The sequence below is a fragment of the Mycobacterium sp. THU-M104 genome, from assembly GCF_049197365.1.
In the GTDB taxonomy this organism is placed as follows: Bacteria; Actinomycetota; Actinomycetes; order Mycobacteriales; family Mycobacteriaceae; genus Mycobacterium.
On sequence record NZ_JBMIOP010000284.1, the window covers coordinates 14351 to 29506 of the forward strand.

Below are 15156 nucleotides of genomic sequence, written 5' to 3' on the forward strand. Positions count from 1 at the left end.
GCGCGAGATGGCCTTGCTGGCCGACGGCGTGAGTCAGCTTTTCATCGACGGCACGATGTCGGCCGGCAGCGCCGGCACCTTCCTGACGATCAACCCTGCGACCGAGGAGGTGCTCGGTGTCGCCGCCGACGCCGGCGCCGACGACATGGGCCGCGCCATCGAGGCCGCGCGGTGCGCCTTCGACGAGACGGACTGGTCGCGCGACACCGCGCTGCGGGTGCGGTGCGTGCGCCAGCTGCGGGAGGCGTTGCGGCAGCACCTCGAGGAACTGCGCGACCTGACCATCGCCGAAGTCGGCGCGCCGCGGATGCTCACTCAAATCGCCCAGCTCGAGGTCCCAGTCAACGACCTCGCGTTCGCGGCCGACACCGCCGAATCCTACGTTTACAAACAGGATCTCGGCGAGGCCGCGCCCATGGGCATTCCCACCCGGCGCACCATCGCCCGCGAGGCGGTCGGTGTCGTCGGCGCCATCACCCCGTGGAACTTCCCCCACCAGATCAACCTCGCCAAGATCGGGCCCGCGCTGGCCGCCGGGAATACCGTCGTCCTCAAGCCCGCCCCCGATACGCCCTGGTGTGCCGCCGTGCTCGGGGAGCTCATCGCCGAGTACACCGACTTCCCGCCCGGTGTCCTCAACATCGTCACCTCCAGCGACCACGCCGTGGGTGCACTGTTGGCCAAAGACCCTCGGGTAGACATGATTTCGTTCACCGGCTCGACCGCGACCGGCCGCAGCGTGATGTCCGATGGCGCCGCGACCATCAAGAAGGTCTTCCTCGAGCTGGGTGGCAAGTCGGCGTTCATCGTCCTCGACGACGCCGACCTGGGCGGTGCGGTGGGGGTGGCCGGGTTCTCGGTGTGCATGCACGCGGGGCAGGGCTGCGCGATCACCACCCGGTTGGTGGTGCCGCGGGCGCGCTACGACGAAGCCGTCTCCATCGCTGCCGCCACGTTGGCCGGTATCAAGGCCGGCGACCCCACCGACCCCGGAACCATCTGCGGGCCGGTGATTTCGGCCCGCCAGCGTGACCGGATACAGGGCTATCTCGACTCGGCGATCGCCGAGGGCGGGACGTTCGCGTGCGGCGGGGGCCGTCCGGCCGACCGGGACGTCGGGTTCTTCATCGAACCCACCGTGATCGCGGGGCTGGGCAACGACGCGCGTTGCGCGCGCGAGGAGATCTTCGGCCCCGTCCTGACGGTGATCCCGCACGACGGCGACGAGGACGCGGTCCGCATCGCCAACGACTCGCCCTACGGACTGTCGGGCACGGTCTTCGGCGCCGACCCGCAGCGCGCGGCGCGGGCGGCCGGGCGGCTGCGCGCGGGCACGATCAACGTCAATGGCGGCGTGTGGTATTCGGCCGATGCGCCGTTCGGTGGCTACAAGCAGTCCGGAAACGGTCGCGAGATGGGTCTGGCCGGTTTCGAGGAGTACCTGGAAATCAAGACCATTGCCACGGCAATCAACTAGAGGAGCCTGACGAGCATGCGGTTCGAGAACAAAGTCGCCATCGTCACCGGATCCGGGGGCGGGATCGGCCAGGCGTACGCCGAGGCGCTGGCCCGGGAGGGCGCCGCGGTCGTCGTGGCCGACATCAAGGCCGAGGCCGCGGAGGCGGTGGCCAAGCAGATCGCCGCCGACGGCGGCACGGCCCTGGCCGTGCCGCTCGACGTCTCCGACCCTGCTTCGGCCAAGGCGATGGCCGATGCCACGCTGGCCGAGTTCGGCGGCATCGACTACCTGGTGAACAACGCCGCCATCTTCGGCGGTATGAAACTGGACTTCCTACTGACCGTCGACCCGGAGTACTACAAGAAGTTCATGAGCGTCAATCTCGACGGCGCGCTGTGGTGCACTTGCGCGGTGTACAAGAAGATGGCCAAGCGCGGCGGCGGGGCGATCGTGAACCAGTCGTCCACTGCGGCGTGGCTGTATTCCAACTTCTACGGCCTGGCCAAGGTCGGCATCAACGGCCTGACCCAACAGCTTTCGCGAGAGCTGGGAGGCCGCAACATCCGGATCAACGCGATCGCGCCAGGACCGATCGACACCGAGGCCAACCGCACCACCACGCCGGCGGAGATCGTCGCCGACATCGTCAAGGGTCTCCCGTTGTCGCGCATGGGAACTCCCGACGATCTGGTCGGGATGTGCCTGTTCCTGCTGTCCGATGAGGCCGCCTGGATCACCGGGCAGATCTTCAACGTCGACGGCGGGCAGATAATCCGGTCATGACGCAACCATCCGAGAGCATGCGGGTCGGCTACGTCGGCCTGGGCAACATGGGCGCGCCGATGGCGAAACAGCTGGCCGGCTGGCCGGGCGGGCTGACGGTCTTCGATGTGCGCGCCGAAGCGATGACGCCGCTGGCCGAGGCCGGCGCGACGCCGGCGGGCGGCGTGGACGAGGTCGCCGCGGCTGACCTCGTCCACGTCACCGTCCTCGACGACGCGCAGGTGCGTGAGGTCGTCGGCGAACTGGCGGCCGGGGCGAAGCCCAACACGGTGATCGCGATCCACTCGACGATCGCCGACACCACCGCCGCTGAACTGGCCGCGGAGCTGAAGCCGCGGGAGATCCACATCGTCGACGCCCCCGTGAGCGGCGGCGCCGCCGCCGCCGAAAAAGGCGAACTCGCCACCATGGTGGGCGCCGAGCGGGGAGTGTACGAGCGGATCAAGCCGGAGTTCAAGCAGTGGGCGTCGCTGGTCATCCATGCCGGCGAGCCGGGCGCGGGAACGCGGATGAAGCTGGCCCGCAACATGCTGACGTTCACCTCCTACGCCGCCGCGGGCGAGGCCATGAAGCTGGCCGAGGCGGCCGGGCTGGACCTGCAGGCGCTGGGCCGGGTCGTCCGCCACACCGACGCGCTCACCGGCGGGCCGGGGGCCATCATGGTGCGCGACAACATGAACCCCCTTGAGCCAGAGAACTTTCTGTACCAATCCTTCGTGCACGCGCGTGGCCTGGGGGAGAAGGACCTGAGCCTGGCGCTGGCGCTGGGCGAGGCGATGTCGGTCGACCTGCCGCTAGCCCAGCTGGCCTTGCAGCGGCTGGCGGACGGCCTCGGCGTAGCGCATACGGAGTGATGGGAGACGCAATGGACGAACTGCGCCGCACGGGCCTGGAGAAGATGAACGAGGTCTACGGCTGGGAGATGCCCAACATCGAGGGCGACCCGTACTTCGACCTGACCGTCGACCACCTGTTCGGCAGAATCTGGACCCGGCCGGGACTGTCGATGCGCGACAAACGCATCATGACGTTGACGGCGGTGACCGCCATCGGAAGTCGCGACCTCGCCGAGATCCAGATCAACGCCGCGCTGCTCAACGGGGAGCTCGCCGAGGACGAACTCAAAGAGATGGCCGTCTTTCTCACCCACTACCTCGGCTTTCCGCTGGGTTCGGCGTTCAACGGCGCTGTCAGCGCCGTGGTGGCCAAGCGTAAGAAGGCCGCGGCGAAGGGCGCCGGTGAGGACAAGAAGGCCAACGTGGAGGCGGCGTTGAAGATGAACGCCGGTGAATCTGCCAACTGAGGACGGCCGATTCGCGCTGGTGGTCAGACGCTTCCCGCCGCGCCCGGAGACCGCGGTGCCGGAGTTCGTCGAAGCCATCGAGACCGTTACTGCCGAGGTGGCTGATCGCGTGCGGCGGCTGCCCGGCTAGTCTGACGTCTCGTGCGCGTCCTGGTGATCGGCTCCGGTGCCCGTGAACATGCCCTGCTGCTGGCGCTGCAGAGAGATCCAGAGGTCACCGCACTGGCCGTCGCTCCCGGCAATGCCGGCACGGCCCGGATCGCCGAGCAGCACGACGTCGACGTCACCTCGAGCGAGGACGTCGTCGCCCTGGCGCGCTCGGTCCGCGCCGACCTGGTCGTCATCGGGCCCGAGGTTCCGCTGGTGCTGGGAGTGGCCGACGCCGTGCGCGCCGCCGGCATCGTGTGCTTCGGGCCAAGCCGGGAGGCCGCTCGTATCGAAGGGTCCAAAGCGTTCGCCAAGGATGTCATGGCCGCGGCGGGCGTGCGCACCGCAGCCAGCGAAACCGTCGATACCCCAGCGCATCTGGATGCCGCCCTGGAGCGGTTCGGGCCGCCGGCCGGCGACCCGGCCTGGGTGGTCAAAGACGACCGCCTGGCTGCCGGCAAGGGCGTGGTGGTGACGGCGGACCGAGATGTCGCGCGCGCCCACGCCGCCGGGTTGCTCGAGGCCGGTCACCCGGTGATGCTGGAGTCCTACCTGGACGGCCCCGAGGTGTCGCTGTTCTGCGTGCTCGACGGCAAAACCGTGGTGCCCCTGCTTCCTGCGCAGGACTTCAAACGCGTCGGGGAGGGCGACACCGGACCCAACACCGGTGGCATGGGCGCCTATGCGCCGCTTCCGTGGCTGCCCGACGGCATCTACCGGGACGTGGTCGCCACCATCGTCGAACCCGTTGCTGCCGAGATGGTCCGGCGCGGATGCCCGTTCAGCGGATTGCTCTACGTCGGACTCGCGATCACCGCGAGGGGGCCCGCGGTGGTCGAATTCAACTGCCGCTTCGGCGATCCGGAGACCCAGGCCGTGCTGGCGCTGCTGGAGTCCCCGCTGGGGCAGCTGCTGTATGCCGCGGGCGCCGGCACGCTGGCCGACTTCGGCGCGTTGCGCTGGCGTGACGGTGCCGCGGTCACGGTGGTGCTGGCGGCGGAGAACTATCCCGGGCGGCCGCGGGTCGGCGATGTCGTCGTCGGCTCGGACGCCGCCGGGGTGCTGCACGCGGGGACGGCACGCCGCGGCGACGGCGCGATCGTCTCGTCCGGCGGCCGGGTGCTGTCGGTGGTGGGCACCGGCGCCGATCTGTCGGCGGCGCGCGCCAACGCCTACCACATCCTGCGTTCGATTCGTTTGCCGGGCAGCCACTTCCGAAGCGACATCGCGCTGTTGGCGTCCGAAGGCAAGATTCGCGTCTAGCGCGCCTCAGAAACCCGTGGCCTGGCCGTCGCGGCGCGGATCGCTGGCCGCGAGGTACCCACCGTCGAGGCGCCAGATCGCCTGGCAGCTGCCGAACTGGTTGTAGTCCCCGACGGACACCAGGTCGTGCCCGCGCCGGTGCAGCTCGTCGAGCGTGGCCGGCGGGAATCCCCGTTCGCAGCTGACCTGCATGCCGTCCACCCACCGGAACCGGGGTCCGTCGCACGCCGCCTGCGGATTCTGGCCGTGGTCGGCGATCCGCACCATCACCTGCACGTGGCCCTGGGGCTGCATGGTGCCGCCCATCACCCCGAAGCTCATGACCGGCGAGCCGTTCCTGGTCACGAAAGCCGGGATGATGGTGTGGTAGGGGCGCTTGCCGGGCCCGACCCGGTTCGGATGACCTGGTGCAGCAACAAAGTTCGCGCCGCGATTCTGCAGCGAGATTCCGGTTCCCGGCACGACCACGCCGGAGCCGAACCCCATGTAGTTGGACTGGATCATCGACACCATCGCCCCCGCGGCGTCGGCGGCGGTCAGGTACACGGTGCCCCCACCCGGGGTGCCCGCGGACGCCGGCCTGGCCTGATTCCGGTCGATCAGCGCGGCGCGTTGTTTCAGGTACTCCCGGTCCAACAGGTGTTGCTGGCCGACCGGCATGTGCGCGATGTCGGAGACATAGGCCTGCGCGTCGGCGAAAGCCAGCTTCACCGCTTCGATCTGCAGGTGCACGCTGTCGGCGGAATCCGCCGGGAGCGAGGCCATGTCGAAATTCTCGAGGATTCCCAGCGCGATCAACGCCACAATGCCCTGACCGTTGGGCGGGATCTCGTGGACGGTGTACCCCCGGTAGGACACGTCGATCGTGCCGACCCAGTCGGCGCGGTGGGCGGCCAGATCGTCGGCGGTCATGGCGGCGCCGTTGGCCGACGCGTGGGCCTCGAGCCGGGCGGCCAGCTCCCCGCGGTAGAACGCCTCGCCGCGGGTGTCGGCGATCTTTTCCAGCGTGGCCGCATGGTCGGGGAGCGCGAACAGCTCACCGGGGGCGGGTGCCCGCCCGGCCGGCGCGAACGTCTCGGCGAACCCGGGCTGGTCCGCGAACAGCGGCGCCTGCGCCGCCCACTGATCGGCGACGGTCGGTGAGACCAGAAAGCCGTTGCGGGCGTAGGAGATTGCGGGCCCGAAGAGCCGCTCGAACGGCAGCCGGCCGAATCGCGCGTGCAACTCGGCCCAGGCCGACACCGCGCCCGGGACGGTCACCGAGTTCCAGCCGAGCGCGGGAACGTCGTTGCCGCCGAAGTACTCCGGTGTCCAGGCTCCGGGTGAGCGGCCCGACGCGTTGAGCCCGTGCAGTTGGCTGCCGTCCCAGACGATGGCGAAGGCGTCCGAGCCGATGCCGTTGGACACCGGTTCCACCACGGTGAGGGCGATCGCGGTGGCAACCGCGGCATCGACCGCGCTGCCGCCCTCGGCGAGCATGCGCAGGCCGGCCTGGGCGGCGAGCGGTTGCGATGTGCACACCACGTTGGATGCCAGCACGGGCTTGCGCGGCCAGGCGTAGGGCAAGCTCCAGTCGAAGGGGGCGCTCACCTTCGGATCTTCGCACGCCGGTGCGCGTGGCCTCAACACGCGGGGCGAGAGTCACTCTGGCGTGACGCTCGGCGGCCAGGGCCACTCTGGCGTGACGTTCGGAGCGAAGCCGCGCCGGAGCCGCGCCAGAGCCGCGCCAGAGAGGTCAGCCCGCCAGCAGCGGCGCGAGCCAGGTCAGCTCGGCGGGCAGCTGCGAACTCCAATACGCGCCGTTGTGCCCCCCGGGGGAGAACCCGCCCGCCGGCGGGTTGGGCAGTTGGGCGACGAACTGTTTGGTCGCGGCGTAGAAAGGGTCGCTGTCGCCGCAATCCACCCGGATCGGGATGGACGCCAGCGCCGGCATACCGAACACCGAGTTGGCCGCGAAGTCCGCGGGTCCGTCGAACGCGCCGGGTGCGGCCGCCCCCGGAGACAGCCACAGTGCGGGGCTCACCGCGCAGATCGCCGCGGTGCGTGCCGGGCCCAGCCGGCCGCCGAGCAGCAAAGCGCCGTAGCCGCCCATCGACCAGCCCAGGAAGGCCACCCGCGAGGTGTCCAGGCTCTGGTTGCTCAACATCGGGATCAGCTCGTCGAGCACCATGGCCCCGCTGTCCTCGCCGGACGTCCTCGTGTGCCAGTAGCCACCCCCGCCGTCGACGGCGACCACCGCGAACGGCGGCAACCCGGCGTCGACGGCCTGGGCCAGCCCGTGTTCGACGCCGCCGGCCATCACGGAGGCAGCGTCGCTGCCTTTGCCGTGCAGCGCGATGACCGGCCGCAGCGGCATGGTCTGGCCCGGTGGGCGCGCGATCGCCCAGTTGGTGGTGATGCCGCCGCGCGCCGCCGACACGAAGGAGCCCGTGACCATGGTGGGGGCGGGCTGGCTCGAGGGGGCCGGTTCGCGGGGTACGGCCGGCGCCAAGGGCAGGCCGGTGCCGGCTGTGAAGAGGGCGGTTGGCACCGGCGTGGCGCGCGGTGAGCGGGGCTTGAGCACGCTGTCTAGGGCAAATGCGCCCGCCGCGCCGACGGCTGCACTGGTCCCGAGGCCCAGCACGGCGCGACGGCTCACGTCCGGCATGCGGGTCATCATGCCATGTTCGTTTGTCGGGCCGTTTGTTCAAAATGGCAATGCGGTACCACTTTGACTGGCACCATGGCATCTCGTGACCGCAGCTGTGACTCCAAAAGGAGAACGTCGACGGTATGCGCTTGTGAGCGCTGCCGCCGAGCTGCTTGCGGAGGGCGGATTCGAGGCGGTGCGGCACCGGGCGGTGGCCAGGCGCGCAGGCCTGCCCTTGGCGTCGACCACGTACTACTTCTCCTCGCTCGACGATCTGATCGCTCGCGCCGTCGAGCACATCGGGATGATCGAGGTGGCGCAGCTACGGGCTCGGGTCATGTCGCTGTCCAGGCGGCGCCGGGGGCCCGAAACCACCGCTGAGGTGCTGGTAGACCTGCTGGTGGGGGACGTTTCCGGGCCGGGCCTCACCGACCAGCTGATCTCGCGGTACGAGCGGCACATCGCGTGCACCCGGCTGTCCGCGTTGCGGGAGACCATGCGCCGCAGCCTGCGGCAGCGCGCCGAGGCCGTCGCCGAGGCGCTCGAGCGATCGGGCCGGTCCGTCCATCTCGAACTGGTGTGCACCCTGATCTGTGCCGTCGACGGGTCGGTGGTGTCCGCCCTCGTGGAAGGCCGCGACCCCAGGTCGGCTGCCCTGGACACGGTGGTCGATCTCGTCGATGTCCTCGCGCCCATCGACCAGCGACCCGTGCGGATCTGACTTCGTCACGACGGGCACGGTGGTGCCGGGTGGTACTCACGTGTGTTTGGACCCCTCTGGCATGGTGGTAGGAAGTCCGAAGGCGGACTTGCGGGGAGGAACCATGGACAGGGCGGACACCGCGGGCGAGTCGCACCTACATCGGGTCATGGGGCCCGGCGTGCTGCTGTTGTTCATCGTCGGCGACATGCTCGGGACCGGCATCTACGCCCTGATCGGCGACGTGGGAGCCGAGGTCGGTGGCGCGGCATGGGTTCCGTTCCTGTTGGCCTTCGTCATCGCCACGGTGACCGCGTGCAGCTACCTGGAGCTGGTGACCAAATATCCGCGAGCCGCCGGCACCGCGCTGTATGTGCACAAGGCATTCGGCAACCGCTTCGTCACATTCATGGTCGCGTTCCTGGTGATGTGTGTCGGGATCAGCGGTGCAGCGACCGCGTCGAGGTTTTTCGGGTCGAACTTCATCGTCGCCTTCAAACTCTTCTGGGGCACCAAGGGCGTGGTTGTGGTCGCGATGCTGTTCATGGTGGCGCTGGCGGTGGTGAACCTGCGCGGTATGCGGGAGAGCGCGAAGCTCAACGTGGTGCTCACCCTCATCGAGATCACCGGGCTGGTGATGGTGATCGCCGTCGGGCTGTGGGCGTCGGTCAAGGGGGGCCACGCCCACTACTCGCGGGTGATCGCGTTCAACGTCGGCGACAAGAACCTCTTCGTCGCACTGACCGCGGCGACGTCGCTCGCGTTCTTCGCGATGGCCGGATTCGAGGACTCGGTGAACATGGCCGAAGAAACCAAGGACCCGGTCAGGACGTTCCCGAAGGTGTTGCTGTCCGGGCTGGTCATCGCGGCGGTCATCTACACGCTGGTGGCGGTCGTCTCCGTCGCGGTGGTGCCCGTGAAGGCGTTGGAGGCCAGCGACACGCCGCTCGTCGACGTGGTCGAGGCCGCGGCCCCCGGGTTGCCGACCAAGATCATCCTGCCGTTCATCTCGATGGTCGCGGTGTCCAACACGGCGTTGCTCGGCATGCTCATGGCCAGCCGGCTGATCTACGGAATGGCCCGCGAGGGCGTGCTGCCGTCGTTTCTGGGCGCGGTCAGCTCGACCCGCCGGTCGCCGTGGGTCGCTGTGCTGTTCACCACGGCGATAGCGTTGGGGTTGATCCTGTATGTGACCGCCTTCGCGAACAGGGATGCGATCTCGGTGCTCAGCGGAACCACGTCGTTGCTGCTCCTGGCGGTGTTCACCATGGTCAACGTCGCGGTGCTGGTGCTGCGCCGTGACGCGTCGACAGTCGGGCGGCCCCACTTCAGGACACCGACTCCCTTGCCGATCTTCGGATTCCTGTCATCGGTGCTGCTGCTGATGCCCTTCTTCGGCCGGCCGGTGCAGCAGTATGTCCTGGCCGCGATCATGATCTCCAGTGGGGTGGTCATCGCGGTGATCGGCCGACTGGTCAGCAGGGGGTGGGCGAAGCGGCGCACGGATGCCGAACCGGCGCCGGCGTTGTCGGACACCCGCTAACGCAGCGATGGGGTGACGATGCATCCGGTCGCAGAGTCGCCGTAGATCGTGACATCGCTTGGGCGGCGGTGGGCGTACAAGGCGATGTAGGCGCATACGACGGCATCGACTGGGTCCTCGGCGCGGCGCAGGTCGCTCTTGCGTCGCGCGCCGCCCACCTGCGCGCGCAGCTCCGCCCAGTCGTCGTGGCCCGCGACGCGCAGCGGCACCGCGGCGTGCGCGAGCCCCTCGACGCCGTCCATCAGCAGCAGCATCTCGGCTTTGAGCCGGCCAAGATCACGCCCGGGCTTTGCCTTGTATTTGAGCGTGCGCGCCAGGCGGAACAACACCACCGTCGCCGGGTGCGGGTAGACCTCGATAGCACGCCGCCCGGCCGATGACCGTGGGTCCATGTCGAGACGCAGCGCACGCGCCAGCCGCGCGGCGCGCGGACCGCCGGCGAATTCCGGTTTGGTGGTGTTGGAGGGGTGCGCGCCGGCTTCGAACCGGCGGAAGTCACGGTTGAGCGCCGCCTCGGCCGGTCGTTGTCCGGTCGCGTTGGTCACCACCAGGGGGGCGTCGAAGGCGACGACGCAGTCGCCCCGTACGTAGGGCTGCAACGCGGCGAGGATCTCGGCGTCGTCGCGGACGGCGTCGACGCGCACCAAGCGGCCGCGCGCGTCGACGACCGCGACACCGGTCGGGTTGCGCCCGGCCCAGGCCAAGTCGACACCCGCGAAGTGCACCCGCACAGGTTAGGAGGCCCGGAGGGTGAGGCGGCAGACCTACGGGTCGCGGTGGCGCGAGCCGTGTCACATCCGCCAGCGCCGCTGCCGGGAAGGGGGCTCGTTAGGCCCGCCTTCGAGCGACAACGCGCGGGCCGCCGGACACCCCGGTGTGTCGCTCGAAGGCGGGCAAAAAATGCGCCCGCCGGCACCGGGACTCATGCGGCAGATGTGACGGCTGTGCTGGGTCTCGGCGTGCGGGGGAGAGCCGGCCCGTCGGGGCGGGACCGACCGTAAGCTGTGTGCTTGTGAGCGTTCCGAACGTCCTGGCTGCCCGGTACGCCAGCCCCGAGATGGTCGCGATCTGGTCGCCCGAGGCCAAGATCTCCGCCGAGCGGCGGCTCTGGCTGGCCGTGTTGCGGGCGCAGGCGGAGTTGGGCGTTGCGGTGCCACCGTCAGCGATCGCCGATTACGAGCGGGTGCTCGACGACGTCGACCCGGCCTCGATCGCGGCCCGCGAACGCGTCCTGCGCCACGACGTCAAGGCCCGCATCGAGGAATTCAACGCGCTGGCCGGCCACGAGCACGTGCACAAGGGGATGACCAGCCGCGACCTGACCGAGAACGTCGAGCAGCTGCAGGTCCGGCGGTCGCTGGAGCTGGTGTTCTCCCACGGGGTGGCGGTGGTGGCGCGGCTCGCCGAGCATGCGGTGATCTATCGGGACCTGGTGATGGCCGGGCGCAGCCACAACGTCGCCGCGCAGGCCACCACGCTGGGCAAGCGTTTTGCTTCGGCGGCGCAGGAGATGCTGGTCGCGTTGGCCAGGCTGCGCGGGTTGATCGACCGCTATCCGCTGCGCGGGATCAAGGGCCCGATGGGCACCGCGCAGGACATGCTCGACCTGCTCGACGGCGATGCGGCCAAGTTGGGCGAACTCGAGCACCGTGTGGCCGAGTTTCTGGGTTTCACAACGGTCTTGACCAGCGTCGGGCAGGTCTATCCTCGTTCGCTGGACCACGACGTCATCTCCGCTCTGGTACAGCTGGGCGCCGGGCCGTCGTCGCTGGCCCACACGATCCGGCTGATGGCCGGGCACGAACTCGTCACCGAGGGCTTCGCGCCCGGGCAGGTCGGTTCGTCGGCGATGCCGCACAAGATGAACACCCGCAGCTGCGAGCGGGTCAACGGGCTGCAGGTGGTGCTGCGCGGCTATGCGTCGATGGCCGCCGAGTTGGCCGGTGCGCAGTGGAACGAGGGTGACGTGTTCTGCTCCGTGGTGCGCCGGGTGGCCTTGCCGGACAGCTTCTTTGCCGTCGACGGTCAGATCGAGACGTTCCTGACCGTGCTCGACGAGTTCGGCGCCTACCCGGCGGTGATCGCGCGCGAGCTGGACCGTTACCTGCCGTTCCTGGCCACCACCAAGGTGCTGATCGCGGCGGTGCGCGCCGGGATGGGCCGCGAGGCCGCCCACCATGTGATCCGCGAACACGCGGTGGCCACCGCGCTGGACATGCGCGAACGCGGTGCCGAGCCCGACCTGCTGGAGCGGCTGGCCGCCGATCCGAGGCTGCCGCTGGACGCCGCGGCGCTGGACGCCGCGCTGGCCGACAAGAAAGCCTTCACCGGTGCCGCCGGCGACCAGGTCGACGAGGTCGTCGCCGAGGTGGATGCGCTGGTGGCCCGCCATCCCGACGCTGCCGAATACCGTCCGGGGGCGATCCTGTGACTGCGGCCGGCGCGCTCGCGGAAATCGACTTCACCGATCTGGACAATTTCGCGAACGGATTTCCGCACGAGCTGTTCGCCGTGCACCGCCGCGAGGCACCGGTCTACTGGCATGAGCCGACCGACAACACCCCCGGCGGCGAGGGTTTCTGGTCGGTCGCCACCTACGCGGAAACGCTTGAGGTGCTCAAAAACCCGGTGGCCTATTCGTCGGTGACCGGTGGTGGGCGGCCGTTCGGCGGCACGCTGCTGCAGGACCTGGCCATCGCGGGCCAAGTGCTCAACATGATGGACGACCCGCGGCACTCCCAGATCCGGCGCCTGGTCGGCTCGGGGCTCACGCCGCGGATGATCCGGCGCGTCGAGGACGACCTGCGCGGCCGGGCCCGCGTCCTGCTGGATGCGGTGGTGCCTGGCGAGCCGTTCGACTTCCTCGTCGACATCGCGGCCGAACTGCCGATGCAGATGATCTGCGTCCTGCTGGGTGTGCCGGAGTCCGAACGGCATTGGTTGTTCGAGGCCATCGAGCCGCAATTCGACTTCGGGGCCTCCCGCAAGGCCACACTCTCGCAGCTCGCGCCGCGAACGTCGGCCGAGGAGGCCGGCTCGAGGATGTACGCCTGCGGCCAGGAGTTGATCGCCGCCAAACGTGCCGAGCCGACCGACGACATGCTGTCCGTGGTGGCCAACGCCGTGTTGGACGACGCCGACGACAAGGATGCGGTCCTTTCAGATCTCGAGCTTTACCCGTTCTTCAGCCTGCTGTTCAGCGCCGGTGCCGAGACCACGCGCAATGCGGTCGCCGGCGGGCTGCTGGCGCTGGCCGAGCATCCCGGCCAATTGCGTTCGCTGCGTGCTGATTTCGGCATGCTTCCCGCGGCCGTGGAGGAGATGGTGCGGTGGACGTCGCCGTCCCCGTCGAAGCGGCGGACCGCGACCCGCGATGTCACGCTGGGAGGCCGGCCGATCGAGGCGGGTCAGAAGGTTCAGGTCTGGGAGGGCTCGGCCAATCGCGATGCCGGTGTCTTCGACCGTGCCGACGACTTCGACGTCGCCCGACAGCCCAATCCGCACCTGGGCTTCGGGCAGGGAGTGCACTACTGTCTGGGGGCCAACCTGGCCCGGCTCGAGCTGCGGGTCCTGTTCGAGGAGCTGTTCACGCGTTTCAGTGCAGTCAGTGTCGTGCGGCCCGTCGAATGGACGCGCAGCAACCGCCACACCGGCATCTGTTCGTGGAGTTGTGCCGGCAACCATGACGAACCGGCTCGCCGCGGTCGGACCGCCTCGTGCCGGGCAGCCGGGTCAGCGGTTCGGGATCGTGATGCCGGCCGACCGCAGTTCCAGGGCGGCCAGTGCCCGGATCGTGGGGGGATCGGCGTAACGCCAGCCACGAACCGGGTCCGGCCTGACAGCGGCGAGCTTGCGCGCCGACCGGTTCGTCAATGCCCGCAGGGCCAGCAGCTGTTCGCCGGCCGGGGTCGCGGCCAGGGCGGTGGCCGCCAGTTTGCGGCGGAAGAACCTCAGGCGCAGGAACAGCCAGGGCAGGACGACGATCAGGATGGGAAGGGCGATGACGGCCATGGCGAGCAGCACCGCCAGCCAGTTGCCGGTGGTGTCCAGGGTGCGTCCGGCGCCGGCGATCTCGCGGGCGGCCTGGCCGGCAGAGGTGAGCGGCGCGCTGAGCGCGTCACCCAGCAGCGGGATGTGTCCGGCGCCGCTACCGGCGGACGCCAGGCTTTCGGCGATGCCGCGCGCACCGGCCTCCACCTGCCGGCCGGCCTCGGCGATCGTCGAGATGGCGTCGTAGACGGCCAGACCGACGAGCAGCCAGATCCCCGTCCAGAGGAAGACGGCGAAGTCACTGAACAGCTGGCCCGCGAGCCGGCCGGGTGTGGTGGCGTAGGGCAGAAACCGCGATCGCATCCTTCGATCCCAGCACAGCTCCCGGAGCCGGACCCCGTTTCCGGCGCCCGATAGGCTGGCGCGATGCGTCCCGCACTGTCCGACTACCGGCACCTGGCCAGCGGCAAGGTCCGCGAGTTGTACCGCGTCGACGGCGAGCACCTGCTGCTCGTCGCCACCGACCGGATCTCGGCCTACGACTATGTGCTGGACAGCACCATCCCGGACAAGGGCCGCATCCTGACCGCAATGAGCGTGTTCTTCTTCGGCTTCGTCGACGCTCCCAACCACCTGGCCGGCCCGCCCGACGACCCGCGCATCCCCGACGCGGTGCTGGGCCGAGCGCTGGTGGTGCGCGAGCTGAAGATGCTGCCGGTCGAATGTGTGGCGCGCGGTTACCTGACGGGTTCGGGCTTGCTGGACTACGAGGCGACCGGCGAGGTGTGTGGTATCGCGCTGCCGCCAGGCCTCGTCGAGGCCAGTCGGTTCGCCACACCGCTGTTCACCCCGGCCACCAAAGCCGCACTGGGCGAACACGACGAGAACGTCTCGTTCGACCAGGTGATCGAGATGGTGGGCGCGGTGCGCGCCAACCAACTGCGCGACCGGACACTGCAGATCTATGTCCAGGCGTCCGAACACGCTCTGACGAAGGGAATCATCATCGCCGACACCAAGTTCGAATTCGGCACCGACCGCGACGGGAACTTGCTGCTGGCCGACGAGATCTTCACCCCTGATTCGTCGCGGTACTGGCCGGCCGAGGACTACCGCGCCGGTGTGGTGCAGACCAGCTTCGACAAGCAGTTCGTCCGCAACTGGCTCACGGGCCCCGAGTCGGGTTGGGAACGGCACGGCTCGAACCCCCCGCCACCGCTGCCCGACGACATCATCGAGGCCACACGTGACCGTTACATCAATGCCTACGAACGCATTTCCGGTCTGAGCTTCGATGACTGGATCGGCCCGGCCGCATGACGGAAGCGCCCCGCGCCCC

General features: G+C 69.4%; 14 protein-coding genes and 1 pseudogene. 11 read left to right on the forward strand and 4 right to left on the reverse strand.

Features of this window, described 5'->3' with window-relative positions:
• Positions 1-7 precede the first annotated feature (7 nt).
• Genes ACOJVU_RS20315 through purD form a run of 6 tightly spaced genes read left to right on the forward strand, consistent with a single transcriptional unit; the run spans position 8 to position 4955 of the window.
• Positions 8-1477 carry an aldehyde dehydrogenase gene (locus ACOJVU_RS20315; RefSeq protein ID WP_421531427.1) on the forward strand — a complete coding sequence of 490 codons (1470 nt, stop codon included), beginning with the start codon at positions 8-10 and terminating at the stop codon, positions 1475-1477.
• Positions 1478-1492: 15 nt separating this feature from the next.
• The gene (locus tag ACOJVU_RS20320) at positions 1493-2242 is read left to right on the forward strand and encodes an SDR family oxidoreductase (protein WP_421531428.1); all 750 of its coding nucleotides are present in this window, start codon (positions 1493-1495) and stop codon (positions 2240-2242) included.
• Positions 2239-3096: an NAD(P)-dependent oxidoreductase gene (locus ACOJVU_RS20325; RefSeq protein WP_421531429.1), complete on the forward strand. Its 858-nt coding sequence runs from the start codon at positions 2239-2241 to the stop codon at positions 3094-3096. The genes ACOJVU_RS20320 and ACOJVU_RS20325 overlap by 4 nt, the downstream gene beginning before the upstream one ends.
• Before the next feature lie 11 nt (positions 3097-3107).
• Positions 3108-3545: a carboxymuconolactone decarboxylase family protein gene (locus ACOJVU_RS20330; protein WP_421531440.1), complete on the forward strand. Its 438-nt coding sequence runs from the start codon at positions 3108-3110 to the stop codon at positions 3543-3545.
• Positions 3529-3675, forward strand: a complete 147-nt coding sequence (locus tag ACOJVU_RS20335; protein WP_421531430.1) for a hypothetical protein — start codon at positions 3529-3531, stop codon at positions 3673-3675. Before ACOJVU_RS20330 ends, ACOJVU_RS20335 begins: the two co-directional genes overlap by 17 nt.
• 11 nt (positions 3676-3686) lie before the next feature.
• Positions 3687-4955 carry a phosphoribosylamine--glycine ligase gene (purD, locus tag ACOJVU_RS20340; RefSeq protein WP_421531431.1) on the forward strand — a complete coding sequence of 423 codons (1269 nt, stop codon included), beginning with the start codon at positions 3687-3689 and terminating at the stop codon, positions 4953-4955.
• 6 nt (positions 4956-4961) lie between these two features.
• On the opposite strand, the gene ACOJVU_RS20345 is transcribed toward purD, so the two are convergent.
• Complete coding sequence (locus ACOJVU_RS20345) at positions 4962-6545, reverse strand: gamma-glutamyltransferase family protein (protein WP_421531432.1); 1584 nt, start codon at positions 6543-6545, stop codon at positions 4962-4964.
• 145 nt (positions 6546-6690) lie between these two features.
• On the reverse strand, positions 6691-7614 hold the full coding sequence (locus ACOJVU_RS20350) for an alpha/beta hydrolase (protein WP_421531433.1): 924 nt from the start codon (positions 7612-7614) through the stop codon (positions 6691-6693).
• Between the two features lie 73 nt (positions 7615-7687).
• On the opposite strand from ACOJVU_RS20350, the gene ACOJVU_RS20355 reads away from it, so the two are divergent.
• Entirely contained in the window at positions 7688-8305 is a 618-nt protein-coding gene (locus tag ACOJVU_RS20355; protein WP_421531434.1) for a TetR/AcrR family transcriptional regulator, read from the forward strand.
• 103 nt (positions 8306-8408) lie between these two features.
• Positions 8409-9827 (forward strand): APC family permease, encoded by a 1419-nt coding sequence (locus ACOJVU_RS20360; protein ID WP_421531435.1) that lies wholly within the window; start codon positions 8409-8411, stop codon positions 9825-9827.
• On the opposite strand, the gene ACOJVU_RS20365 is transcribed toward ACOJVU_RS20360, so the two are convergent.
• Entirely contained in the window at positions 9824-10552 is a 729-nt protein-coding gene (locus ACOJVU_RS20365) for a DUF429 domain-containing protein (RefSeq protein ID WP_421531436.1), read from the reverse strand. The two genes, ACOJVU_RS20360 and ACOJVU_RS20365, sit on opposite strands and share 4 nt — an antisense overlap.
• Before the next feature lie 287 nt (positions 10553-10839).
• Here ACOJVU_RS20365 and purB point away from each other — a divergent pair, with 287 nt between their 5' ends.
• Together purB and ACOJVU_RS20375 are read left to right on the forward strand one after the other, a co-directional pair.
• Positions 10840-12258, forward strand: a complete 1419-nt coding sequence (purB, locus tag ACOJVU_RS20370; protein ID WP_421531437.1) for an adenylosuccinate lyase — start codon at positions 10840-10842, stop codon at positions 12256-12258.
• A pseudogene (locus tag ACOJVU_RS20375) lies at positions 12255-13484 on the forward strand (cytochrome P450); the annotation flags it as partial. The gene purB and the pseudogene ACOJVU_RS20375, both read left to right, overlap by 4 nt.
• Positions 13485-13559: 75 nt before the next feature.
• On the opposite strand, the gene ACOJVU_RS20380 reads toward ACOJVU_RS20375, so the two are convergent.
• Positions 13560-14180, reverse strand: coding sequence for a hypothetical protein (locus tag ACOJVU_RS20380; protein WP_421531441.1), 621 nt, complete (start codon positions 14178-14180; stop codon positions 13560-13562).
• Between the two features lie 63 nt (positions 14181-14243).
• Between ACOJVU_RS20380 and ACOJVU_RS20385 the strand changes: the two genes are divergently transcribed.
• Complete coding sequence (locus ACOJVU_RS20385; RefSeq protein ID WP_421531438.1) at positions 14244-15137, forward strand: phosphoribosylaminoimidazolesuccinocarboxamide synthase; 894 nt, start codon at positions 14244-14246, stop codon at positions 15135-15137.
• Positions 15138-15156 lie beyond the last annotated feature (19 nt).